The sequence below is a fragment of the Nocardia niigatensis NBRC 100131 genome (assembly GCF_000308655.1).
Lineage (GTDB): Bacteria > Actinomycetota > Actinomycetes > Mycobacteriales > Mycobacteriaceae > Nocardia > Nocardia niigatensis.
Genome location: NZ_BAGC01000044.1, coordinates 82,197 through 105,575 on the forward strand (window position 1 = coordinate 82,197; position 23,379 = coordinate 105,575).

General features: G+C 69.4%; 21 protein-coding genes and 1 pseudogene. 13 read left to right on the forward strand and 9 right to left on the reverse strand.

Annotated elements, in window-relative coordinates; all coding sequences use genetic code 11:
* Positions 1 to 2 precede the first annotated feature (2 nt).
* From ON33_RS41445 to ON33_RS21155, 3 genes are read left to right on the forward strand one after another with little or no spacing between them, the layout of a single operon-like run.
* Positions 3 to 146, forward strand: a complete 144-nt coding sequence (locus ON33_RS41445) for a hypothetical protein (protein ID WP_157184648.1) — start codon at positions 3 to 5, stop codon at positions 144 to 146.
* A gap of 4 nt (positions 147 to 150) precedes the next feature.
* On the forward strand, positions 151 to 1,386 hold the full coding sequence (locus ON33_RS21150; RefSeq protein ID WP_040860754.1) for a hypothetical protein: 1,236 nt from the start codon (positions 151 to 153) through the stop codon (positions 1,384 to 1,386).
* The gene (locus ON33_RS21155) at positions 1,383 to 3,611 is read left to right on the forward strand and encodes a hypothetical protein (protein ID WP_040860755.1); all 2,229 of its coding nucleotides are present in this window, start codon (positions 1,383 to 1,385) and stop codon (positions 3,609 to 3,611) included. Before ON33_RS21150 ends, ON33_RS21155 begins: the two co-directional genes overlap by 4 nt.
* Positions 3,612 to 3,617: 6 nt before the next feature.
* Here the strand turns inward: ON33_RS21155 and ON33_RS21160 are convergent, their stop codons facing one another.
* On the reverse strand, positions 3,618 to 4,934 hold the full coding sequence (locus tag ON33_RS21160; protein ID WP_051152579.1) for a DUF2254 domain-containing protein: 1,317 nt from the start codon (positions 4,932 to 4,934) through the stop codon (positions 3,618 to 3,620).
* A 315-nt stretch (positions 4,935 to 5,249) separates the two neighbouring features.
* Complete coding sequence (locus tag ON33_RS21165; protein WP_040860930.1) at positions 5,250 to 7,217, reverse strand: heavy metal translocating P-type ATPase; 1,968 nt, start codon at positions 7,215 to 7,217, stop codon at positions 5,250 to 5,252.
* Between the two features lie 110 nt (positions 7,218 to 7,327).
* On the opposite strand from ON33_RS21165, the gene ON33_RS21170 reads away from it, so the two are divergent.
* The gene (locus ON33_RS21170; RefSeq protein ID WP_040860756.1) at positions 7,328 to 7,687 is read left to right on the forward strand and encodes an ArsR/SmtB family transcription factor; all 360 of its coding nucleotides are present in this window, start codon (positions 7,328 to 7,330) and stop codon (positions 7,685 to 7,687) included.
* A gap of 49 nt (positions 7,688 to 7,736) precedes the next feature.
* Here the strand turns inward: ON33_RS21170 and ON33_RS21175 are convergent, their stop codons facing one another.
* Positions 7,737 to 9,068, reverse strand: a complete 1,332-nt coding sequence (locus tag ON33_RS21175) for a putative glycoside hydrolase (RefSeq protein WP_051152580.1) — start codon at positions 9,066 to 9,068, stop codon at positions 7,737 to 7,739.
* Positions 9,069 to 9,191: 123 nt separating this feature from the next.
* On the opposite strand from ON33_RS21175, the gene ON33_RS21180 reads away from it, so the two are divergent.
* From ON33_RS21180 to ON33_RS21190, 3 genes are all read left to right on the forward strand, one after another.
* Positions 9,192 to 10,196, forward strand: a complete 1,005-nt coding sequence (locus ON33_RS21180) for a polysaccharide deacetylase family protein (protein ID WP_040860757.1) — start codon at positions 9,192 to 9,194, stop codon at positions 10,194 to 10,196.
* 94 nt (positions 10,197 to 10,290) lie between these two features.
* Positions 10,291 to 11,349 carry a hypothetical protein gene (locus ON33_RS38400; RefSeq protein ID WP_157184649.1) on the forward strand — a complete coding sequence of 353 codons (1,059 nt, stop codon included), beginning with the start codon at positions 10,291 to 10,293 and terminating at the stop codon, positions 11,347 to 11,349.
* On the forward strand, positions 11,346 to 12,797 hold the full coding sequence (locus ON33_RS21190) for an FtsW/RodA/SpoVE family cell cycle protein (protein ID WP_051152582.1): 1,452 nt from the start codon (positions 11,346 to 11,348) through the stop codon (positions 12,795 to 12,797). The genes ON33_RS38400 and ON33_RS21190 overlap by 4 nt, the downstream gene beginning before the upstream one ends.
* 182 nt (positions 12,798 to 12,979) lie before the next feature.
* On the opposite strand, the gene ON33_RS21195 is transcribed toward ON33_RS21190, so the two are convergent.
* A complete protein-coding gene (locus tag ON33_RS21195) occupies positions 12,980 to 13,834 on the reverse strand; it encodes a class I SAM-dependent methyltransferase (protein WP_051152583.1) in 855 nt (284 codons plus the stop codon).
* A gap of 122 nt (positions 13,835 to 13,956) precedes the next feature.
* Here ON33_RS21195 and ON33_RS21200 point away from each other — a divergent pair, with 122 nt between their 5' ends.
* Both ON33_RS21200 and ON33_RS21205 read left to right on the forward strand, forming a co-directional pair.
* The gene (locus tag ON33_RS21200; protein WP_040860758.1) at positions 13,957 to 14,580 is read left to right on the forward strand and encodes a TetR/AcrR family transcriptional regulator; all 624 of its coding nucleotides are present in this window, start codon (positions 13,957 to 13,959) and stop codon (positions 14,578 to 14,580) included.
* A gap of 14 nt (positions 14,581 to 14,594) precedes the next feature.
* Positions 14,595 to 16,004, forward strand: a complete 1,410-nt coding sequence (locus tag ON33_RS21205) for a sensor histidine kinase (RefSeq protein WP_051152584.1) — start codon at positions 14,595 to 14,597, stop codon at positions 16,002 to 16,004.
* Here the strand turns inward: ON33_RS21205 and ON33_RS21210 are convergent.
* Positions 15,918 to 16,640 (reverse strand): response regulator transcription factor, encoded by a 723-nt coding sequence (locus ON33_RS21210; RefSeq protein WP_051152630.1) that lies wholly within the window; start codon positions 16,638 to 16,640, stop codon positions 15,918 to 15,920. The two genes, ON33_RS21205 and ON33_RS21210, sit on opposite strands and share 87 nt — an antisense overlap.
* Before the next feature lie 120 nt (positions 16,641 to 16,760).
* Between ON33_RS21210 and ON33_RS21215 the strand changes: the two genes are divergently transcribed.
* Positions 16,761 to 17,474, forward strand: coding sequence for a phosphatase PAP2 family protein (locus ON33_RS21215; RefSeq protein ID WP_083869161.1), 714 nt, complete (start codon positions 16,761 to 16,763; stop codon positions 17,472 to 17,474).
* Positions 17,475 to 17,497: 23 nt separating this feature from the next.
* On the opposite strand, the gene ON33_RS21220 is transcribed toward ON33_RS21215, so the two are convergent.
* Positions 17,498 to 18,676, reverse strand: coding sequence for a cytochrome P450 (locus ON33_RS21220; RefSeq protein ID WP_040860759.1), 1,179 nt, complete (start codon positions 18,674 to 18,676; stop codon positions 17,498 to 17,500).
* 117 nt (positions 18,677 to 18,793) lie between these two features.
* On the opposite strand from ON33_RS21220, the gene ON33_RS21225 reads away from it, so the two are divergent.
* A complete protein-coding gene (locus tag ON33_RS21225; RefSeq protein ID WP_245550643.1) occupies positions 18,794 to 19,615 on the forward strand; it encodes an SAM-dependent methyltransferase in 822 nt (273 codons plus the stop codon).
* 725 nt (positions 19,616 to 20,340) lie between these two features.
* Here the strand turns inward: ON33_RS21225 and ON33_RS21230 are convergent.
* The 3 genes and pseudogenes from ON33_RS21230 to ON33_RS44455 form a co-directional block, all read right to left on the reverse strand.
* Positions 20,341 to 20,769 carry a hypothetical protein gene (locus tag ON33_RS21230; protein WP_040860761.1) on the reverse strand — a complete coding sequence of 143 codons (429 nt, stop codon included), beginning with the start codon at positions 20,767 to 20,769 and terminating at the stop codon, positions 20,341 to 20,343.
* A gap of 52 nt (positions 20,770 to 20,821) precedes the next feature.
* On the reverse strand, positions 20,822 to 21,262 hold the full coding sequence (locus tag ON33_RS44045; protein ID WP_281033230.1) for a terpene synthase family protein: 441 nt from the start codon (positions 21,260 to 21,262) through the stop codon (positions 20,822 to 20,824).
* A 76-nt stretch (positions 21,263 to 21,338) separates the two neighbouring features.
* A pseudogene (locus tag ON33_RS44455) lies at positions 21,339 to 21,713 on the reverse strand (terpene synthase family protein); the annotation flags it as partial.
* On the opposite strand from ON33_RS44455, the gene ON33_RS21240 reads away from it, so the two are divergent.
* Together ON33_RS21240 and ON33_RS21245 are read left to right on the forward strand one after the other, a co-directional pair.
* On the forward strand, positions 21,682 to 22,890 hold the full coding sequence (locus ON33_RS21240) for a UDP-N-acetylglucosamine--N-acetylmuramyl-(pentapeptide) pyrophosphoryl-undecaprenol N-acetylglucosamine transferase (RefSeq protein ID WP_051152586.1): 1,209 nt from the start codon (positions 21,682 to 21,684) through the stop codon (positions 22,888 to 22,890). The pseudogene ON33_RS44455 and the gene ON33_RS21240 overlap by 32 nt on opposite strands.
* Positions 22,891 to 23,025: 135 nt before the next feature.
* Positions 23,026 to 23,376, forward strand: coding sequence for a hypothetical protein (locus ON33_RS21245; RefSeq protein WP_040860763.1), 351 nt, complete (start codon positions 23,026 to 23,028; stop codon positions 23,374 to 23,376).
* The last annotated feature ends 3 nt before the right edge of the window (positions 23,377 to 23,379 follow it).

Genomic DNA, 23,379 nt, shown 5'->3' on the forward strand with positions numbered 1-23,379 from the left:
CGATGAACAACCGACAGTCCGGTCTGGCCTGGCAGCAGTACGTATACGCGGGATCCCGCGCCTGGCACTGGCTGCGGGTGGCGTCGGGTGTCGGCGCGGCCCTCTTCCTGGTCACGCTGCTGTGGCTGACCTACACCGTGCTCTGATGGGGTGCCCGTGAGAATCGTCTGCCTGAACTGCCTGGCGGAGTTCAAGTTCGACACCGCCCGCCGCTCCTGGATCTGGGTGCTGCGCCAGTCCAACGGCGGCTTCGCCTCCCGCGTCGGTGACTATTCGCGGCAACTGGACCGGCGCTGCCCCAACGGCTGCGAGATCGACGAGGAGATCCTCGCCCATCCGACCACCGTGATCGGCTTCGTCGGCGAATCCGCCTCGTCCAAGACGCATCTCATCGTGTCCATGATCTATTCGGTCATGAACGACCCGATCCTGGCCCGCGAATGGTCCATTGTGCCGTCCCGCCGCTCGACGAAAATGCTGGCCGCGCTGGAGAACACACTGATCAACCGGCAGGCCATCGGCTACACACAGAAGCGCGGCTATGCCGGCGCGCAGCAGCGGCAGGAGAACGGCATCGGGCCGCTGGGCGCACCCCAGCCACCGCGCCCGCCGCGACCCCCGATGACGCCGCAGCAGACCCAGACCCACGCCTGGAGCGGCTGGCAGGTCCGCACCCCGATCCTCATCAAGTTCACGTCGCTGTCCACCAGGCGCACAGTGAATCTCGCCTTCGTGGACGTCGCGGGCGAGGATGTCGCCGACGCCGAGATCGCGGCCAAGGTGAGCCCGCACCTGGCCATCGCCGACTTCCTGTGGTTCGTGGTGCCGTCCACCCTGAACAAGCAGTACCTGGCCATCATGCGCGAGCACGCGGGACCGGCGAACGAGGAGAGCCTCAGCAACAATGTCGAGCACTCCCAGACCGTGGGCCGCACCAAGATGATGATCGACCAGATCGCGAAGCTGTGGCGCACCGCCAACAGTTACCCGCTGGATCTGCCCATCGAGCCGCCGCGGCTGCACGCCTCGACCATCATCGCCAAATCGGATCTGCTGTCGCTGATCAACCTGCCCGAGGTGGGTCTGGTCGCGCCGCCGCCGGACTGGGCCGACACCCCGTACAGCCTCAATGGTGCGGGCAACCTGTATCAGCCCGGCCAGATCGACTACCGCTCGGACGCCACCAGAAGCCTGGTGCGCAAACTGTTTCCGGCCGTCGACGCCACGTTGTCGATCCATTTCCCGCAGAACCGCTACTTCCCGGTCTCGGCGGTCGGCTGCGGCAAGCGCGCCGACAACAGCTATCCGGTGTTCAAGCCGTTCGCGGCCGTCGACCCGGTCATTCACATGCTCGACCGCATCGACCGGCTACGGTCCGCCCGATGACGGAGTTCGCGCAGCTGCTGTGCGGCTGGGCCATGGTGACGCTGGAGTCCTCCGGGACCGGGGTCGGCGTGGTCGCCAGATCCGGAAACTGGCCCGCCGCACTGGGATCCACCACGCGGGAACTCGGGTCGCTGGTAACCTGGGACGGTTCGCCCGCGCCGCGGGAGGCCTTCGCGCTGGAGTTCACCGTGGTGCGGGGGCTGGCGGTGGCGGCACTGAAAACGCCGTCCAACGATCGGCCCGGTACCTGTGTGACGCACCTCGTCGCGGGCGGGCGCGGAACACTGGACGGCGCAACGGCTTTGAGCCTCTATGACGCAGGCCACTTCCGTGCCTCGCTCGACGATCCCGGCTTTCCCACCGATCAGTGGCCGCCACTGCCGAACTCCGTGGAACACAGTCCCGCCGTCACCGCCGCGGCCGATGCCTTTCTCGAGCTGGACTGGGTACCCGCCCTGCTCGGATACACCCTCGCGCATCTGGCCGGGCGCGGCCCCGCCGTCGAACTGCACGTCGAGAGCGGGACCGACGCCATCGCCATGTTGCGGGCACTCTATGGCCTGCTGCCACGGAAGAGCCTGCGGGACTTGACCTTCTGCACCTCCAGCACACCGTCCACGGATTCCGTCGCGATCACCGCGGTGACCCGCGACAGCGCCGCCCCGCCCGGTGGAGCGCGCCGCATCGTCACGCCGGGCGATCCCGGCGACGAATCGGACCCGTTCGTCCTGCTCGGGCAGCAGATCATCGGCCATCGGCGCGCCGGCGTCATACTCCCCGAATCCCTTTCTACCGCAGATGAAATCGGTCACTGGTGCTACCGACGTCATCTGCGCGCCCTCGGTCCGGCCGAACTCGACGACGACCACCTGGCCGAGGTGATCACCGATCCCGAGCTGAACCCCGACTGGCTCCGCGACGACGCCGTGGCCGCGCGCGCCGTTCGCCTCGCCATCGGAAGACCCAGCGTCACGAAGGCATTGGCGCGGCTCGACCTTCGCCCCAGCGTCCGCCGCACCTTCGAGCAGGTGCTCACCGACCGCGTCCTCAGCGACGACCGCGACCGCACCCGCACCGTGGAGGTGGCCCGGCAACTCGGCGTCGATCTGAGCGAGGCGCTGGCCACCTCCGCCTGGTGCCGCCTGGAATCCGGAAACGCGCCGCTGACCTCCGCCGACGCCGATTCGGTGTGGCCGCGCCTCCAGAAAGACTGGGCCACCGGCGAAGTCGAGCATCGCCGCGGCATCGCCGCCCATCTGCTGCGTCACCGGGCCTTGCGCGAGCATGCGATCGACTCACGCGATCGGGCGCTGGTGTACGAGGCCCTCAGCGCCGAGGTCGACGACCCGGGCGCGCACGCCGGCGGCAGCCGCATTCTCCGCCAGGCCATGCACACCAACCTCGGCATCGTCGCCCAGCTGCTCGTGAACGTCTCCTCCGACCGGCGCGATCGCTATGCGCTGGAACAGATCCTGGCCTGCGCGCCCGCCGGCCAACTCCCTGCGCTGCTCGCCGAGGCCGGCCGTTACCCCGCGCTCAATGCCGCGGCGCTGATGAAGGCCCTCACCCTCAGCAGCTCCGAACCGGCCGAACTGGTCACCGCGCTCCGTCCCGCGTGGCGCACGCTGCGCAAGACCCTCGGTCTTCCGGAACCGATCGAGGCCCTGGTCGTCCTCGCCACCCCGAGCCCTGCCGACACCGCGGACCGAGACGGACTCCGCCCGCCCCGCAAGCCATTCGGATGGGCGAGGAACCGCGCCACCTGGTCCCGCGCCGAACTCTCCGCCCTCCTGCGCACCCCCGCCGACGAACCGCTGGAAGCTGATTCCCCCACCGAAACCCTCGCCGCCGCACTGACCGCGGACCTGGAATTCGTCGTCTCCACCCTGGTCTCCCGCTCCCGCGCCCCCGACGCCGTCCCGGCCCTGCGCCGCATCCTCGCCCTCACCCCCGACGAGCAGCTCCCCACCCTGGTCACGGCCTGCGCCCGCCAGTGGGACATGCCCCCATCGACCCTCCTGCACGCGGTAGCGGCCCTCGATCTCCCCCCAGCCGACCTGACCGAAACCCTCGCCGGCGCTTGGCCCTGGCTCCGCACCCGCCTCGATCTCCCCCAGGCCATCGCTCCCCTCCTGGTGCTGGACCTCTCGGACAGCCTGCCTCCCGCGGCCAAACCCCTTACCCAAGACGCGGATTCCCGTCGCGGCTGGCAATTCTGGCGTTGACCACCGCTAGGTATTCAGCTCCGCCGCTTTCACCAGCGCGCGGTACCGCCGCAGCACATCCTGGAGGTCCGCGTCCTCGGGCACCGTTTCGTGCGCCGATCGCTCGATCATCGCGGCCTGCTCGAGCAGGATCGCGCGCCGCGCGGGATCGGTTGTCCGGTCCGCGATCTGGGCCAGCGCGTCGAGCTGCCGGATCATGACGGCGACATCCCCCCGTGCGGCCTGGCGGATCTTCTCGAATGACCGCTGCACCAGCCGTTCGTAACTCGCCTGCGCGGCGATGACCCGCACATACCCGTCCTTGCCGCGGTAGACCGGACTCGGCTCCCATGTCTCCGCAATCCGCGACAGGCAGTCACCCAGCCAATCGATACAGGTCAGCGCGGTGAACGTGTCGTTCACCGCCGCGGACAGCGCGCGCAGCCCGATCTCGACCAGCTGATCGATGCCGAAGGAGATGTCCTGGGTGAGCGACCGCGTCGGTCCGGCCACATGCCCGCGCGAGAAGTTCTTCGCCACCTGGGCGGCCGCGGAGGCGGGCCATACGGTGGCCACGATTTGCCCCTCGGTGAGGAAATGCCCGGGGCGATACGGCAGATGGATCACCGAATCGGTCTCGGTGGCGATCCGCACCAGCTGCTCGTAGCGGATGTAGCGCAGATAGCCGCTCCCGGTCACCCGCACCTCACCGCCCTCGTCCCCCATGCGCTCGAGCAACTCCGCCGCGGTCGGCCCGCGGTGCGGGGTCGTCGACATGTCGACGCGCTGGGCCTCGATGCCCGCCGCCACCTCGCCCGCGATCTCGGCGATGACATTCGGCAGCTGGATGGCCATGGCGATGTGATTGATGAAGTAGATCAGCACCGCCAGATCCAGCACCAGCGACGCGATCGACACCGTGGTGGAGATGTGCGGCACGAAGTCCGGTCCGATCGAGACCAGCGTGGCGATCGCGTAGACGAAGCTCGCCACGAAGGTGCCCAGCGTGACCTGGGTCCCCCGATCCCGGATGAAGGTGCGCAGCATGCGCGGGCCGAACTGGGTGGAGGCCAGGGTCAGTGCCAGGATGGTGATCGAGAAGACCACGCCCACAACGGTCATGATGGCCGCCGCGATGGCCGTCAGCACCTGCCGCGCGGTATCGGGCGTGCCGCCGATGACCCAGCTCGGAACCGCGAAGGCGCCCCGGTCGGCCGCCCTGTCGAGCAGATAGGTGAGCACGAACAATCCGCACGCGGCCAGGACCTCCACCGTCGGCACGAACCACAGATTGGTCCGCAATGCCTCGCGTCGGCGGTCGGATTCGAGGGCGATGCCGGCCACGGTCGAGCCTCCTACACCATCGGCGTCACGGGCACGCCGACCGGGCTTCCCGGCTGTGTCACCCGAGAGCCCGGACGTGTGATCAATTTACACCCGGAGGAATGGGCTCACCTCCGGCGCCAGTCGACACGCACGGGCAGCCGGCCCCAGGTGGCCGTCGTGGCACACGTGCAGCCGCGCATCCGGAAGGCGATCATCGATACCGGCGGCGGCGATCTCCACACCGGCGCGCAGCAGCTGATCAACGATTTCAGTCGTGCCGCGGTCATCCCGTCTATGGCCCGATCAGTCCGTGTTCCGCGTCGGGTCCGGCAGTCACGTGCCGGACCGGCAGGGCGCGGACTGCTGCCAGACCACGCGACGGAGCAGGCGCAGGCCGTTGAGGCCGACGATGACCGTCGAGCCTTCGTGGCCGGCGACGCCCAGCGGGAGGGGCAGGGTGCCGGCCAGATCCCAGATCACCAGGACCGCAATGAACGTCGCGGCGATCGCCAGGTTGGCGACCACGACGCGGCGGGCGCGGCGGGACAGGGCGATGACGGCGGGGATGGCGGTGAGGTCGTCGCGAACGATCACGGCGTCGGCGGTTTGCAGGGTCAGGTCGGAACCTGCTCCGCCCATGGCGATTCCGGTGTCGGCGGCAGCGAGGGCGGGCGCGTCATTGATGCCGTCGCCGACCACCGCGACGCGGTCACCGGTGGACTGCAGAGCCCGGACGGCGTCGACCTTCTGGTGCGGGAGCAGCTCGGCGCGGGCGTCGATGAGCCCGACCTGGGCGGCGAGGCGATGGGCGGCGCGACTGTTGTCCCCGGTCAGCAGAATCGGGGAGGCCCCTGTCACCTGTGCCGTGAGGTCGACCGCGGTGGCGGCCTCGCGACGGAGTTGATCGGTCATCGCCAGCACTCCGATCGGGCGCCCATCGCAGGTGACGATTACCGCGGTGAAGCCCTTGTCCTGCAATCCGTTCACGACGGTCCGGGCCGCCTGGTCCGCGTCCGTCGCGGCCCGGCCGGAGCCGGCCAGCATTGCCGCCGGAGAACCCACCGCGATCAGGCGCTCGCCGATCCGGGCGCGGACGCCGCGGCCGGGGGCGGCGACGAAGCCTTGGACGACGGGCAGCTGCTGCCCGGCCGCGCGGGCCGCGCGCACGATGGCCGCCGCCAGCGGGTGCTCGCTGTCGAGTTCGGCGGCGGCCGCCAGCCGCAGCACCTCGGTCTCGCCGAATTCCGAATCGACACTGTGGATCTCGTCGACGTGCGGGGTTCCCCGGGTCAGGGTGCCGGTCTTGTCGAAGGCGACCCGCGTGGTCATCCCCAGCCGCTCCATGACCACGGCCGACTTCACCAGCACGCCGTGCCGCCCGGCATTGGCGATGGCGGCCAGCAGCGGCGGCATGGTGGCCAGCACCACCGCGCACGGGGAGGCCACGATCATGAAGGTCATGGCGCGCAACAGGGCTCGCTGCAGCATGTCGCCGAAGGCGAGGGGAATCGCGAACACCGCCAGGGTCACCGCGACCATGCCGAGCGAGTACCGCTGCTCCACCTTCTCGATGAACAGCTGCGTGCGCGCCTTGGTGTGCCCGGCCTGTTCGACCAGCGCGGCGATGCGCGCCACCACCGAGTCCGAGGCTCGGCGATCCACCCGGATCCGCAGCGCCCCGGTGCCGTTCAGGGTTCCGGCGAACACCTCGTCGCCGGTGGTCTTGTCCACGGGCAGCGGTTCGCCGGTGATGGTGGCCTGATCGACCTCGCTGCCGCCGTCGATCACGGTGGCGTCGGCGGCGATTCGCTCGCCGGGGCGCACCAGGACCACATCGCCGATGCTCAGGTCCGCGGCGCGCACGGTCTCCTCGCCGGTGCCGGTGAGGCGGGTCGCGGTCTCGGGTGCGAAGTCGAGCAGGCCGCGCACCGAGTCCTCGGTGCGCGCGGTGGCCAGCGCCTCCAGCGCCCCGGAGGTCGCGAAGATGACGATGAGCAGAGCCCCGTCGGTGATCTGCCCGATGGCGGCCGCGCCGAGGGCCGCCACCACCATGAGCAGGTCGACATCGAGGGTTTTCTCGCGCAGTGCCCGGAGCCCGGCCAGTCCCGGCTCCCAGCCGCCCGCGGCGTAGCAGGCCAGGTACAGCCCCCACCACAGCCAGTCCGGGGCGGCGGTCAGCTGGGCGGCGAGCCCGAGCGCGAACAGCGCGACGGCCAGTGCGGCCCAACGCATCTCGGCCAGCTCGAACAGACGGGTGCGGCGGATCGCCACTTCCGGCCGCGCGGACACCCGCGTCGGCATCGCCACGACCACAATCCACCTCCATCGCGACCTTCGAACGCCGCCACGATACCAGAACACATGAAGATGTCTTCATGTGTATGAAGTTCCTCGAGGTACCCTCCTGTGTTATGGGACATGGCGTCGAGGGCCGCGATCGGCCGACGGCACGGCTGGACGCCGAGGCCGCCGCCCATGTCGCGACCACCCTGCAGGCGCTCGCCACCCCGAGCCGGCTACTGATCCTGAGTGAGCTGCGGCAGGGCCCGCTCGCGGTCACCGAGCTGGCCGCGTCGATCGGCATGGAACAGTCGGCGGTCTCGCATCAACTGCGGCTACTGCGCAATCTCGGGCTCGTCGTGGGGGCGCGCACCGGTCGCAGCATCGTCTACAGCCTCTACGACAACCACGTCGCGCAACTACTGGACGAGGCCATCTACCACAGCGAACACCTGCGCCTGGGCCTCACGGACCGGCCCACCACCGCCTGACCCGAACGCGACCGGTGGGCCGACCCAACGAGAAGCGTTGCGAGGCGGATCAATTGGCGGCGAGGGCCCCGGGGTGATAGCTGACGGCGGGGTTCCAGAGGAAGAACCCGTCGTAGCCCGCCGCGTAGGTGGCGTCGATCTGGGCCTTCACCTCGGCGTCGCCGTAGGTCACGCCGAGGCTGAAATCCTGGAGCCACGGGATGATCTGGGTGTTGGTGCCGGCGGTGCGGGCACGGAAGTCCTGCAGTGATCGGACGATGATGTCGTAGGGCTGGGCGTTCGGGTTGGCGACGTCGTATTCGCCGGCGTGCCAGTGGCTCGGGTAGAGCATGGGGGCCAGGAAGTCGGCGTAGCGGGCCATGGCCGGGATGTCCTGGGCGATCTCGTCGGGGCGGGTGGCGGCGATGCCGAAGACGGCCGCGCTCAGCGACGCTCCGGCGTCGTGGACGGGTTCGCGGCAGTCGCGCAGAAAGTCGGCGATGGAGTCCGACGGCGATTCGGCGAGGCCGGGGAACTGCATGCTCTCGAGGTTGCCGTCGGGGCGGCGGATGTAGTCGTACATGATGCCGTCGAAGCCCAGCCGGGCGGCCTCGACCGCGAGATCCAGGTTGTAGGAACGGATTTCGGGGCTGGCGAAGTTGGTGAAGGCGATCGCGCCGTAGCCGCTGGAGTACGGCTGGCCAGCCGGGTTCTGGATCACCCAGTCGGGGTGGCCGTTGTGCCAGGCCCAGGACGCCAGGGTGGGATCGCGGAAGGCGACGATACGGCCGACCACCTTGACGCCCATGTCGTGCAGCTGCTTCAGTGCGGCGGCGGCGTCGTAGATCGTGGTGGCGGCGCCGGATTCGCGAGCCAGCGGCACCTGCGAGTCGTAGCCGACCATCCCGTCCTCGTCCTTGATATCGAGTTCGACGGTGTCGATGCCGCCCTCACGCGCCATGTCCAGCACGGCATCCCGCATGGGGTCGTAGGCCCAGGCGTAGGCAGTGACGTGGACGGCACGGATGCGCGGCAGCGTGACGTCCACCTTCAGCGGGGTGGTGACGTGGTCACCCGAGGCGCCGGTGGCCACGACGGTGGTGTCGAGCGGGGCGTGCGGCAGCTGAAGCTCGAAGGATCCGTCCTCGGCCGGCTGGACCGACCGATCGCCCACCGTCACCTGCTTGGCGCCGATCGCCTTGCCGCGCACCGTCACCGGATCACGGTAGGAGGTGGCGGTGGCCGTCGGGGCCAGTTCCAGGCGGGGCGGCCGGGTCTCGGCGGAGGCGGCCGAGGGGCGGCCGCGGCCGAAGACGAACACCATCGCGGCGAGCACCAGAACCACGACCGCGCCGATCGCGAGCAGGGCGGACCGCCGGCGGCGGATCGACCGGAGTCGCATGAGCAACGTACACACCAACTTCCACTGACAGCTGTTGGCATCACTATCGCGCCTGCACCGAGGAGCGGGCCGTTTTTCGCCGAGATCACCTCAAAACCGTTGTCGCCGCGTAGCGTTGCGGCGATGAAGGCGTCGACGACGCTGCGGATGGTCGCGGCGGCGCTGCTGTGCACGACCGCCACCGCATGCGGAGCAACCACCGCCACCGTGCCGCGCCCCACGGCCGTCACCACGCCACCGCCGACGACCGCGCCCCCGGATCCGGCCTCGGTGACCGCCGATGAGCTGGGCCGGATCCCGATCCTCATGTACCACCGCATCGAGGCCGAGCCCAGCAGCGAATACGACCAGACGCCAACGAAATTCACCGCCGAGCTGGACCGCCTCTACGCCGAGGGCTACCGGCCGATCACCATCGCCCAGTATCTGGCGGGCGCCATCGACCTCCCCGCGGGAACGCACCCGGTGGTCCTGACCTTCGACGACTCCACCCGCACCCAGCTCGCCCTCACCGATTCCGGCGACCCCACCCCCGACTGCGCGGTGGGCCTGCTCGAGCAATTCCATTCCCGCCACCCTGATTTCGCCGCCACCGCCACCTTCTACGTCAACAACGAGCCGTTCGGCGACGACCCCCGTGCCCTCCCCTGGCTGGTCCGCCACGGCTACGACATCGGCGCCCACACCGCCACCCACCCGAATCTGGCGCACCTGTCCCCCACCGACGTTCAGCGCGAACTGGTCCAGAACGTCCGGGCCATCACCACCGCCGCCCCCGGCGCCGCCATCCGTTCGATGGCCCTCCCCCTCGGCGTCTATCCCGCCGACCGAGCCCTCGCCACCGCCGGGACCTGGGACGGCACGCCTTACACCTTCGAGGCCGTTCTCCTCGTCGGCGCCAACCCGGCGCCCTCCCCCTTCGACGCCGCCCTCGACCCGAACGCCCTCCCTCGAATCCGGTCCGGTCGCACAGCCGTTCCCTTCGACTCCACCTACTGGCTCGACTGGTTCGCCGCCAATCCCACCGCCCGCTACACCGCCGACGGCGATCCCGCCCACCAGTCCTTCCCCCGGCCCCTCGCCGACCAGCTCGCGCCCCGCTTCACCGCCACCGCCCACCCCTACTGATCCACGCGCCACTCCGGGTCGAGGCACCTGCGGTGCGGTTCGATGACGCGGTCGCAGGTTCTGTGTCACGGTGGACATCGTGTTCGGTGAGCGCGTGGCGAGGACGAGGTGGCGGCCCGGATCCGGGCGGCTGGTGACGATCATGGCGGTCTGCTTCGGGCTCACCGTGGTGATCACGCGGCTGTACCTGATGGCCGCGGGCTATCCCAAGATCGGCGGCAGCACCTACCACATCGCGCACGCCCTCTTCGGTGGATTACTGCTGGTCATCGCGTGCCTGGTGATGTTCCTGTTCGCCGGGCGCGCGGCGCTGACCACCGCGGCGGCGCTCTCCGGGGTCGGGTTGGGCCTGTTCATCGACGAGGTGGGGAAGTTCATCACCTCGGACAACGATTACTTCTTCCCGCTGGCCGCGCCCATCATCTACCTGGCCTTCCTGCTGATCGTGCTGGTCGCCCGGTATGCCGCGCGCAGCCGGGTCCGCCCGCCCGCGCTGATCCTGGCCGACGTCACCGAGCAGGTCGGCATGGACGTGGGCGGCACGATCAGCGTGGAACAGCGCAACTATCTGCTCACCGCCCTCGACCGCATCGATCGCAGCGGGTTCACCCCCGACACCGTCGCGCTGTGTGAAGCCCTCGGCACCTACCTGCGCACCACCCACGAGAGCGCCCGGCCCTCCCGCTTCGCCCGGCTGCGACATGCCTACCGGCGCGCCGAGGACGCGGTCCTGCCGCAGCCGGTGCTGGCGACCGTGCTCATCACCGTCCTGATCGGCCATGCCGTCTGGACGCTGCTGCGGCTGGTGCTGGCCGTCATCGTGCTGGCGGTCTGGCACTCGCCCTGGACCGCGCTCAACCACTTCCTCGACGTCACCCAGAACCACGGCTGGAAGGCCTTGGTGGGCTTGGGCATCGCCGCGGTAGCCGAACTGCTGGTCGGCGTCGGCTGCGCGGTGGCGGCCGGGGCGTGGATACGCGGTCGCGCCGATATCGGTGTGCGGCTGGGCATCTGGTCGAATATTCTGTCGCTGACCGTGGTGAATGTACTGGCGAGTTACTTCAGCCAATTCCTCACCGTGTTCACCGCCGTCGCCGAAGCCCTCCTGCTTTGGCTCCTCATCCGCTACCGCACGCGATACTGTTCGGTGTGAGCGCATTTCGGCACAGCCCACCCCCGGCGAAGTCGAGAGGGCGTGTTCCGCGCAATGCCGAGTTGCTACTCTGCGTGGCCGCACTGGCCCTGATCGCCTTCGCCTACCTGGCCATGACCTCGGCCACCGGCAACGGCTTCGACGGCCAGAGTGTCCGCGCGCTCACCGTTTTCACGGTCTTCGTGCTGGTCACCCATCTGGCCGTGCGCCGCTGGGCGCCCGCCGCCGACCCGGTGCTGCTGCCGTGCGTGGTGCTGCTCAACGGCATCGGCCTGGTCCTCATCGACCGGCTCGACCGCGCCGAGGTGGTGAAGGCCAAGAACGCCGGCGAGCCGATCCCGTCCTCGGATTCGGCACACCAGCTGATCTGGACCGGCCTGGGCATGCTGCTGTTCGTGCTGGTGCTGGTCTTCGTACCCGATCACACCAAGCCCGCCCGCTACGGCTACACCTATGGCCTGGCCGGTGTGATCGCCCTGCTCATCCCCGCCCTGCTGCCGTCGCGCTTCAGCGAGGTCAACGGCGGCAAGAGCTGGATTCTGATCAGCGGCTTCTCGATTCAGCCCGGTGAATTCGCGAAGGTGCTGCTGATCATTTTCGTGGCCGCCTTCCTGGTCGCCAACCGTGAACTGTTCACCTCCGCCGGAAAACGCTTCCTGGGCATGACCTTCCCGCGGCTGCGGGATCTGGCGCCGCTGCTGCTGGTCACCTTCGTCGCGGTGCTGGTGCTGGTGTACGAGAAGAACCTCGGTTTCTCGCTGCTGGTCTTCGGCACCGTGCTGGCCATGATGTACATCGCCACCGGGCGGGCCTCGTGGCTGCTCATCGGCCTGGCCATGTTCTCGGTCGGCGCGATCATCGCCTATCAGCTGTTCGGCCACGTGCGAGTGCGCGTCGAGGTGTGGCGCGATCCGTTCGCCACGTACTACACGACCGGATACCAGATCTCGCAGGGCCTGTTCGGCATGGGCACCGGCGGGCTGGCCGGGACCGGGCTGGGCAGCGGGCGCCCGCAGGACGTGCCGTTCGCGGGAACCGACTTCATCATTTCCACCATCGGCGAGGAACTCGGGCTGATCGGCCTGACCGCCGTGCTCGCCCTGTTCCTGGTGCTGTGCATCCGGGGTTTCAGCGCCGCCCTCACCACCCGCGACGCGTTCGGCAAGCTGCTCGGCGGCGGGCTGGCGTTCTCGATCGGCTGGCAGCTGTTCGTGGTCGTCGGCGGTGTCACGAAACTGATTCCGCTGACCGGTCTCACCACCCCGTTCATGTCCTACGGCGGTTCCTCGCTGCTGGCCAACTACATCATCCTGGCGCTGCTCATCCGCATCTCGGCCGACGCCCGCTCGGCCCCGCCGCCGCCCACCCGGCCGACGCCCACCGTGCCGCCGATCGCGGAGGCCATGACCGAGCACGTCTCCCGCCGCCTGCTGCCACGACGACACTGACCGAGGTGTTCCGGCGCTGACCCGAACGGTAGTCATCGACGGCGGCGTGATCGGCGCCGACTCCGGTGTCCTGGACGCCGATCCGCTCGCCGACATCACCGCCACGACGCGATCCGGGAAGTCTGGTCTGCGGGAATCCCGGTCTCCCGGTAACTTTCATGATCGGGGAGCTCCCGCTGCGGTCAACCGCGCAACCCGCGCCGGGAGCTCCCCGATCCTGCCCGCGATGGGAGGGCGCGCGCGACCGCTCGGACGGCTCGCAACCGGCCGTCGGCGAGCGCCCGGGTCAGGTTCTCGATCTTCTCCGCGAAGTTCGGGACGAAGGACTGCAGCCCAACGGGATTCGGCGGGGCGGCCAGCACGACCCGCATGATCGCGGCCGCCTGATCGGTGAGGTCGTCCCAGTGCTCGAGCGCGAAACCGGACCGCTCCAGCGCGGCGCGCAGTTCGTCCGGGGTCGTGAGATGGCTCTGGTCCGGGTGATCGGCCCACGGGAGGGGAAAGTCGGGGTCGGCGGCGGGGGCGCCGGCGATGTCCCAGATGGCCAGCAGACCACCGGGATTCAGCAGCCGTCGCGCTTCCCGGTAGAGCCCGTCCTTATCGGCGATGTTCATCTGCACGTGCTGGCTGAACACCACATCGAAATCGCCGTCGGCGAAGGGCAGCGCGGTGACGTCGCCCTGCCGGACAGTGATCCGGTCGGCCAGCCCGACCAGGCCGTTGAGCCAGCGGGACGTCCGGCAGTAGTCCTCGGTCAGATCCACCGCGGTGACGTGGCAGCCATAGGCGTCGGCGACATACCGTGTGGTGCCCCCGATCCCGCTGCCCGCGTCGAGCACCCGGGTCTCCGGGGTGAGACCGGTGAGCTCCGCCAGCGCGCCCGTGGCGATCCGGCCCATGGTGTGGAAGTCCTCGACCAGCGCGAGGTCGGCGAGCCGCAGCCGATCGAGGTCGTGCCCGGCTGCGAGCAGGGCTTTCTCGATATCGGTCCGGGAGTCGCCGGCGGCGTACGGGGTGGCGCGGGAAATGTCGTTCATGGCAGCACTTTTCATTCGAAGGCCGGTCGGCGGACCGCGAAGTTTCCACTGGTCACATCTACGAGTATGCGAGCCCATGTGACCGTCGTCAACATCCCCGCCGAATGTGCCATCCTGACCTCATGAGCCCCGCCGCCCCGGACCGCCGCACCACCTATCACCACGGCGCCCTGCGCACGGCCCTCGTCGACGCGGGTCTGGCCCTCGCCGAGGACGGCGGACCCGACCGGGTGATCCTGCGCGAGGTCGCCCGCACCGCCGGGGTGTCGCATTCGGCCGCCTACCGGCACTTCGCCGATCGCGAAGCCCTGCTCGCCGAGGTATCCCGGCACGCCCGCGCCGCGCTCGCCGCCGAGATGCGCCGGCGCATCGCCCGCACCGAGGATCCGCGCGGCCGGCTACACGCCGTCGGCACGGCCTACATCGATTTCGCGCTCACCCGCACCGGCCTGTTCCGCACCGCCTACGGCGCCCACACCGCCGCCGCCCCGGGTCCCGCGGACGAACCGGCCGACGATCCGCACCGCATCCTCGCCCAGGTCCTCGACGAGGCCCGGGCCGCCGGACTCCTCGACCCGGCGCTGCGTCCCGGGGCGGATATCGCCGCCTGGTCGGCGGTGCACGGCCTGGCCGGCCTGCTGCTCGACGGATCTCTCCCCACCGAGCGCGCCGACATCGACTTCGCGGTCGAACAGGTCCTCGGCCTCGTCAATCGCGGTCTGCTGACCGACCCGGACCGGGGGTGACCCATGATGGGGGCGTGAATCGGATCCGGGAATGGTCGCGGCCCTCGCTCTGGGGACTGCGAATCCGGTCGGCCGTCGCGGCCGCGCTGACGGTGGGCGCGGTCCTGCTGCTCGCGGCGGGAGCCATGCTCGGGCTGCTGAACCGGTCCCTGCTGCGGGAGATCGACACCGCGGCGGGTACCCGGGCCGAGGCCATCGCCAGTGACCTGGCCCGGAATTCGGTGGCGGAGCTGCCGGATTCGCTCTTCGAGGCGACCGGGCAGATCGGGGTCGTGCAGGTCATCGATGCCCAGGGGCGGATCGCACGGGAGTCGAATCCGAAACTGTCGGCGCCGCTGCTGGACCCGGTAACCGTGGGTGCGAGAGAGAGCGCGCGACGGCCCGTTCCGGTGTACGACGAGGATCTGCGGGTGTCGGCCCGCACCCATTCCGCACCGGACGGCCGGTACGTCGTGCTGGTCGCGGGCGACAGCGAATCGGCCGAACACGCGGTGAAACGGGTCGCGGCACTGGTCGCGGTGGGCGGGCCCATCGTGGTCGCGGCCGCCGCGCTGGCCACCTATCTGCTGGTCGGGCGGTCGCTGCGCTCGGTCGAGGAGATTCGCAGCCGGGTCGCGGGCATCGGTGCGGCCGGGCTGTCGGAGCGGGTTCCGGTGCCGGTGGCCCGCGACGAGATCGCCCGGCTGGCCGAGACCATGAACGACATGCTCGCCCGCATCGAGGCCGGGCACGCGGCCCAGCGGCGCTTCGTCGGCGACGCCTCCCACGAACTGCGCAGCCCGCTCGCCGTGGTGACCGCCGCCCTCGAACTCGCCCGGGACCGGCCCGAGGCGCTGGACGCCGAATTGATCGGCGGCACACTGCTGCCCGAGACCGAGCGCATGCGGCACCTCATCGAGGATCTGCTGACCCTGGCCGCCGCCGACGAGAGCGGGCTCGACATGCGTACCGGCGATGTCGATCTCGACGATCTGGCCGGCGAGCAGACTGCGGCCCTGCGGGCGCGGGGCGGGCTCACGGTGCGAACGGCGATCGAGCCGGTGCGGATCCGGGGCGATCAGCCGAAACTGGCCCGGGCACTGCGCAATATCGTCGACAACGCCGCCGCGCACGCCCGCACCACGGTGGCGGTGACGGTCCGGCGCGACGGCGAGACCGCCCGGGTATCGGTGGACGACGACGGCCCCGGCATCCCCGCCGCCGACCGCGAGCGCGTCTTCGGCCGCTTCGTGCGTCTGGAGGCCGACCGGGCCCGCGCCACCGGCGGCTCCGGGCTCGGCCTGGCCATCGTCGCGGAAATCGTGGCCGCGCACGGCGGTTCGGTCACGATCGGCGAATCACCGTGGGGCGGAGCTCGATTCGTCATCGATCTGCCGGTCGCCGGACCAGTCGGGGTCGACCAGCCGGTAGCCGACGCCCCGTAGCGTCTCGATGCTGCTGCTGCCGAACGGCGCGTCGATCTTCTTGCGCAGATAGCCGACGTACACCTCGACCACGTTCTCCGGTCCGTCGTAGTGGGCGTCCCACACATTGCGCAGGATCTCGGTCTTGGTGAGCGCCAATCCCTTGTGCCGCAACAGGAATTCCAGCAGCCCGAACTCGCGGGGCGTCAGGGTGAGTGCGGTATCGCCGCGCCGCACGGTGCGCCGGGCCGGGTCCAGAACCAGGTCGCCCGCCGTCAGCACCAGTGGCTGCTGTGGTGCGCGCCGGCGCAGCAGTGCGCGCAGCCGGGCGATGAGCACCACGAAGGAGAAGGGCTTGGTCAGGTAGTCGTCGGCGCCGAGATCCAGCGCGTCGGCCTGCTCGTAGTCGCCGTCCTTGGCGGTCAGCATGAGCACCGGCGTCATCACGTCCCGGGCGCGCAGGCGACGCAGCACCTCGTAACCGCTCAGTCCCGGCAGCATGATGTCGAGCACGATCACATCGAAGGTGTCCTCTACGGCCGCCCACAGCCCGTCGGTCCCGGTGTGGGCGAGCTGCACCACGAATCCCTCCAGCTCGAGCCCGCGCTGAACGGTCCGCGCCAGCCGCTCCTCGTCCTCGACCACCAGCACCCGCACGGGCACCAGCATGCCCGACGGTCCGGTCCGCGGTCGCCCGCCCCCGTTGTGCGCCGGATCCCAAGCCATCCGTCGCACCTCTCAACGTTCTCTCAGCGATGCCATGGCAACCTCGGTGGCATGCTGTCCGCACCGCCCGCACCGCAGGAAGCGCCTACCACGAATCCACCGACGGAAGTCCCCGGCCACAGCCGGGCCGGCGTGTTCATCGCGCTGGCGATGGCGGCCGTGATCGGCGTCCTCACCTGTTTCGTGGCCTGGGCCAATGGCCCGGCGGGACCGGATTCTTCCTGGTTGCAGTGGTTCATCGAGCAGCGCACCCACACCTGGACCGTGCTCGCCGAGGCGGTCAGCGCGGCCGGGGACACCACCTCGGTGGCGATCTACTCGATGCTGGCGTGCGTCGTGCTGGCGTGGCGGAAGTACTGGGATCGGGCGGTCCTCGTTGCCGTGGCGGCAGCCGGCGCGGGGGTGCTCGTATTTTTCGGCAAACTTCTGATCGGCCGCGATCGGCCGCCGGTGATCGACCATCTGGTCAGCGAGAGCAACCACTCGTACCCGTCCGGACACGCCCTCGGTTCGGCCGTCGTGGTCGGGATTCTGGCGGCCGTCCTGCTGCCCGCCCTGGCCCACCGCGTGATCCGTGTCCTCGTGATCGCGGTCGCCTCCCTGTTCGTCGTGGCGGTCGGCCTGTCCCGGCTCTACCTCGGCGTGCACTGGCCGACCGATGTGCTCGCCGGATGGCTCATCGGCGCGAGCTGGCTCTCGCTCTGCCTGAGCCTGCGCCCCTACACCCGTCTGGTGACCGACCGTCTGCCCGGCTCGTTGCGCTGAGCCGGGCGGACGGACGGCACCGCTCAGCGCAGCGTGACCGTGGTGGGCAGGCTGGCGAAGCCGCGGTTGTTCGAGGCGTGGATGCGCTGCAGACCGGCCGGGTCGACCTCGAAATCGGCTACGCGCGAGGCGATTTCCTGAAGCGCCGTGCGCAGTTCCAGCAGCGCCAGGTTGGACCCCAGGCAGTGGTGGCGGCCGCTGCCGAAGACCAGGGAGGCCGACGTGTCGCGGTCCAGGTCGAAGCTGTCCGGATCGGCGAAGACCTCAGGGTCGCGATTGGCCGCGCCCATGAGCAGCAGGATGCGGGCGCCGGCGGGGATGGTGACGCCGTGCAGTTCGACCGTTTCGGTGGTGGTGCGCAGCTGGGTCTGGGAGGCCGGGTCCCAGCGCATGGCCTCGCCGATCCAGTCGTCGATGCGGCCGCCGAGGGCCTGCTTGCGCTGCTCGGGGTGCAGCCAGGCGGCGTGCCAGGCATTGCCGAAGGTGAGCATGCTGGTCTCGATGCCCGCACCGACCAGCAGGATCAGGACACCGACGATCTCCTCGGGGGTGAGCCGGTCGTCACCGTCGGCGGCGTCGAGCAGCCCGGAGAGCAGATCCTCCTGCCGGGACTTGCCGCGCTCGATGGTGAGCTCGGTGTAGTAGCCGACCAGCGCGCCGATGGCCTTCATGGCCTCGGGCCGCAGATCGGTCGACTCCTCCTCGGTGTACATGATCTCCATGCCGAGCTTGCGCAGCATCTCCCGGTCCTGCTCGGGCACGCCGACCAGCTCGGAGATCACCTCGGTCGGGAAGGGCCCGGCGAATTCGGCCATGAGATCGAAGCTGCCGCGCTCCAGCAGAGGTTCCAGCAGGCCGATCGCGATCTCGCGCAGCCGCGGCTGTAGCGCCTGCACCCGGTGGGCGGTGAAAGCGCGCGTCACCAGGCCGCGCAGCCGGGTGTGTTTGGGCGGGTCCATGGCCACGAAGGAGAAGAACTGTTCCGCCTGCGGTCCCCAGAAAGCCGGTTCCATCCGCAGGCCGTTCATGCTGGAGAAACGGTCCGAATCGCGGAGCGCGGCGAGAACATCGGCGTGGCGCGAGAAGGCCCAGAAGTCGTCGGTGTCGTTCCGGTAGACCGGGGCCTCGCTGCGCAACCTGGCATAGTAAGGGTACGGATCGGCATGGACATCGAAATCGAACGGGCTGTAGCGCAACTGCATGACGAACCTTCCGGCAAGGCTGCGGGGGCAGGCGCACGGCTCTGATTTCCGACAGTACAGAGCCGCTACCGATCCGCAACTGGAGCTGACGGATTCTGACAGTAGCCGAAAAGGATTGTGAGCGTTTTGAACTCGGATTCAGCGGCGGACCGCGTCGACACCACCAAACCGCATCCCGCGCGCCGGTACGACTACTGGCTGGGTGGCAAAGACAACTTCCCCGCCGATCGCGAGTCGGCCGACGCTGTGGCGGAAGCCTTTCCGACGGTGCAGCTGTCCGCGGTGGAGAACCGGAACTTCCTGCGCCGCGCGGTCGCCTACCTGACCGGTGAGGCGGGCATCCGACAATTCCTGGATATCGGCTCCGGCCTGCCGACCGCCGGCAATGTGCACGAGATCGCGCAGGGCATCGCGCCGGAGTCGCGCATCGTCTACGTCGACAACGATCCGATCGTGCAGGTGCACGCCCGCCATCTGCTCGACAGCTCCCCCGCGGGCAAGACGGCGTACCTGGACGCGGACCTACGCGACCCGCAGCACATCCTGACCCAGCCCGATCTGCTGGCCACCCTCGACCTGAGCAAGCCGGTCGCGCTCATGGTGGTCGCGGTCGCGCACTTCATGACCGACGAGCTACACCCCTACGAACTCGTCCGGCAGCTCACCGACGCGCTGGCCCCCGGCAGCTACCTGGTCATGTCGCACGCCACCAACGACTATCTCGACGAGCACGATCGGGCCCGCTCCGCGGCGGCCAATGCCCGCAGCGGCGTGCCGTTCCAATTGCGCTCCAGCGCCGAGTTCGCCAAGTTCTTCGACGGATTCACCGTGATCCCGCCGGGCATCACCGCGGTCACCCTCTGGCGACCCGAGGAGTACCGGCCGCATCCGCGGCCCGAGGCGGTGGCCATGCTGGCCGCGGTGGGCCGCATTCCCTGATCCGATGACCGGTCGGCTGCCGGATGCCGAACGGGCCGTTGACCTTTCATCCACGACCCGCCCCGACCGGCGCGCACCGTCAGAGCTTGCCGATGTCCTTGAGCACCCGCCGGGTCTGAGCGAACAGCATGCCCACATTGACCGACTTGCGGCACACCACCACCACGACCACGTCGTCGCGGCTCTCGGTGCGCACGAGGCGCGCCGGCGTTGCTCGATGTGTTCATTGCGTCCTCTCTGGTTTCCTCGGAGTGAGGGTTCGTTGAACGCGTGGTGACCGCGGCCTGCGCCAGTTCCCGGACCAATTCCCCGGCGGATTCACGGCCCAGCGCCAGCAGTCGCCCGGGTCCGGCGACAGCTCCCGTAGTCATGCTCGAACTCCTGGGAAATAGGCATGGCGAATTGAGGCGTATCGCAGCCGGGGAACAAGCCGAATGTGAAAGGTGCACGCCTGGTTGATAATTCGACGGCAAAGCGCACCGAACCCGTTCACCGCGTGGGGCATATCGTGACAGCCCAGCAGTTGTGGAGCAATGGATTCCGGTGAATCGATTACCCAAATCCGACGCCCGACCCAACCCGGCGCGCACGGAAAACAGCATCACCAGCGCAAGCGGTCCGCTACACGCGCCACACGCCGGTCAAGCCCGCTTGACGTTTGAATCACCGAAAGATATTGCCGCGCAATGTGAACCGTCCGGTCGAATTAATTTGTCCGAATTCAATTATTGCTGGGCCGCGCAACCGGCCAGCGCCGGCAGATCCTCGTCGGGCCGTCCGGCCAGCATGGCCGCGGCGGAACGCACGTGGCGCAGCGATTCCGCTTGCGCCCAGGCCTTCGCCGCGGCCGCGTCCAGGGCGATGTCGGGCGCCGCGCCCAGTGCCGAGGCGGCGGCCAGCACCAGCGCCGGCCGCAGTCCCCGGCCCGGCTCCCCCGCGGTGACGACGCCGCCGGCATCGCACCAGCCCAGGTGGTACCCGGCCATGACGCGCAGTTCGCTCGGCAGGGTGTCGACGGCGGCGCCCATGAGCGGACGGGTCAGGCGCTGGGCCCGGCGCAGCAGGTATGGGGCGCGCTCGCCGGGTCCGATCACGCTGTCCCGCAGGCCCTCCCGAGGTGAGAAGGCGGCACCGGCCGCTGTCAACGAACTCATGACAACTCCAGGGAACTACCGCGATTCGATCAGCGACTCCGCGTCGTTGCGGTCAGCGCCGGCCCGCCCGGTCGGCGAGCACGCTGACGAAGGGGCCGAGCGGCCCGGTGATCACCGGCTTGGGACGGAAGGCCCGCAGGGCCTGCTCGGAATAGCGGCCGGTGACGGTGTGCCAGTGCAGGTTTCCGGCCATATGATTCCGGAGCCGGTCGACGTGGCCGAGCAGCGCCGTCCGCACCTCGCCGGGCAAGACGTGATCGGCGAAGAATTCGGGAAGCCGTTCGCGGGCAACGAGTTCGAACTGCCTCGAGCGCTCATTGGCGAGATCGACGACGATATCGGCCGCGACTTCGCGGGAGCAGCCCAGGAACGATTGGGTGAGGTACACCAGATTGTGGAGCTCCACATCGTATTCGATCTCCCGCTGATACGAATAGAGATCGTTGACGAGGGCCGCGTAATCGTGTGCCGAATGTTGCAGCTGCCGGACGATACTGGAGTCCGATAATCTCCGAAATCTGTGGGTTTGTCGCTATTTCGGGCGAATACAGAGCATCCAGCGCACAGAACAGCCGACCGCCCGAGGTGACGCGTCGCAGTTCCAGATAGTCGACAGGATCGGGCATACGCCGTCGAACTTCGTTCTCCAGCACGCGTTCCCAGCCGTCGAACAACTCGATCAGAGCCGTCCGCAGGCGTGCCCGCCCTGCCCCGTCGCGCCCGGCCGCCGTATCGCGCCACAGCGCGGCCAACCCGTGCTCGAGGGCGGTGAGCGGCTCGGGCGGGGTATCCGACAGCTGAAGCGGCAAGCGCCGACCGACCGGTACCTCCCGGACCGGCCACCATGCCGCCCGCCGGGATAGCCTGGGCGCTGCGCCACCCGCACCCGCCACCCCACCAGGAGGATCGTCCATGTCGAATCCCGCCGCCGACCGTGCCCTCATCCTGCAGCGGCTGGGCGACCGTGGCCGGGTGCGCGTGATCGTCGCGGGCGGCGGTACCGGCGGCCACACCTATCCGGCGGTGGCGGCGGTGCGGGCGCTGCGTGATCTGGCGGCCGAGGCCGGAGCCACGGCCGAGGTGCTGTGGGTCGGCGTGCCCGACAGCCTGGAGCAGCGGGTCGCGGCGGAGAACGACATCGACTTCACCGGCATCAAGGCCGGAAAGCTACGCCGCGACCGCAATCCGCTCAAGATGCTCAACAAGGACAATGCGCGCGATGCGCTGCGCGTGCCGGTCAGTGTCCTCACCGCGCAGGGCGTGGTGCGCCGGTTCCGGCCGGACGCGGTGCTGTGCACCGGCGGCTACGTGTGCGCCCCGATCGGCATGGCCGCCGCGCTGCGCCGCCGGCCGCTGGTGATCCACGAGCAGACCACCGGCGTCGGCAAGGCCAACCTGCTGCTGGCCCGGATGGCCAACCGCATCGCGCTCAGTTCCGAGGCGTCCATCGCCATGCTGCCCGCGCGGGTCCGGGATCGGGCCGTGGTCACCGGCAATCCGATTCGACCGAGCCTGACGACCGGCGATCCGGGCGCGGCGGTCAAGGCCCTCGACTGGGAGGGCTACACCCCCGGCCTGCCGACCGTCTACATCACCGGCGGCGCGCAGGGCGCGGTGCAGATCAATGACCTCATCGCGCAGCTGCTGCCCGAACTCCTGCACTCCGCCAACGTGATTCACCAGTGCGGGCGCCTCTCCTTCGAGCAGGTGCGCGAGGCCGCGGCCGCCCTCCCGGAGGACGTGCGCGGCCGGTACTTGGTGCGGGAATTCATCGGCCCGGAGCTGCCCGACGTGCTGGCGCTCACCGACGTGGTCGTATCACGTTCCGGCGCGGGCACTCTCGCCGAGTTGACCACGCTGGGCAAGCCCTCGGTGTTGATTCCGTACCCGCACTCGGTCGGCGGCGAGCAGATCCGCAATGCCCGAATCCTGTCCGACCACAATGCCGCTCGCGCCCTGGTCGGCGAGGACGCCACCGTCGCGAATCTCCGCACGGCCCTGACCGAACTGCTGACCGATGCGCAGACCCGCGCCGCCGTGTCGGCCGCCGCCCGTTCCCTCGGCCACCCGGAGGCCGCCACCGACCTCGCCCTGACGGTCCTGGGCCTGGCCACCCGCTGAGCGCGGACCACGAAAAACCGCACGCCGCCACGCGATTTATTCCACATGCCACGCTCAGCGGAAGTGAGTAAGGTCGGAGGTGTCAGCAAGCCCTCGGTTACGCCGGGGATTGCTACCCGAGAGATTGGAGTTGCCATGCAAATCCAGGTCTTCGCCGATAAGCACATCGGCGGCGGCGCGATCGCCCAGGAAGCGACCGACACCATCGCTTCGATACTGGATCGGTTCGCTGATCACCTCACCCGGGTCGAGGCCCACATCACAGATGTGAACGGCCACAAGGGTGGTTTCGAGGACAGAAAGTGCACCCTCGAGGCGCGGCCCAAGGGCCAGCCACCGGTGGCGACCACCCACCACGCGGCCACCGCCGAGGAGGCCTACATCGGAGCCGCCGAGAGCATGGCTCACCTGCTCGACAGCAGATTCGGGCGGCTGCACCACGCCAAGGGCGGCGAATCGATCCGTCACCTGGTCGCTGAGCGCTAGCCT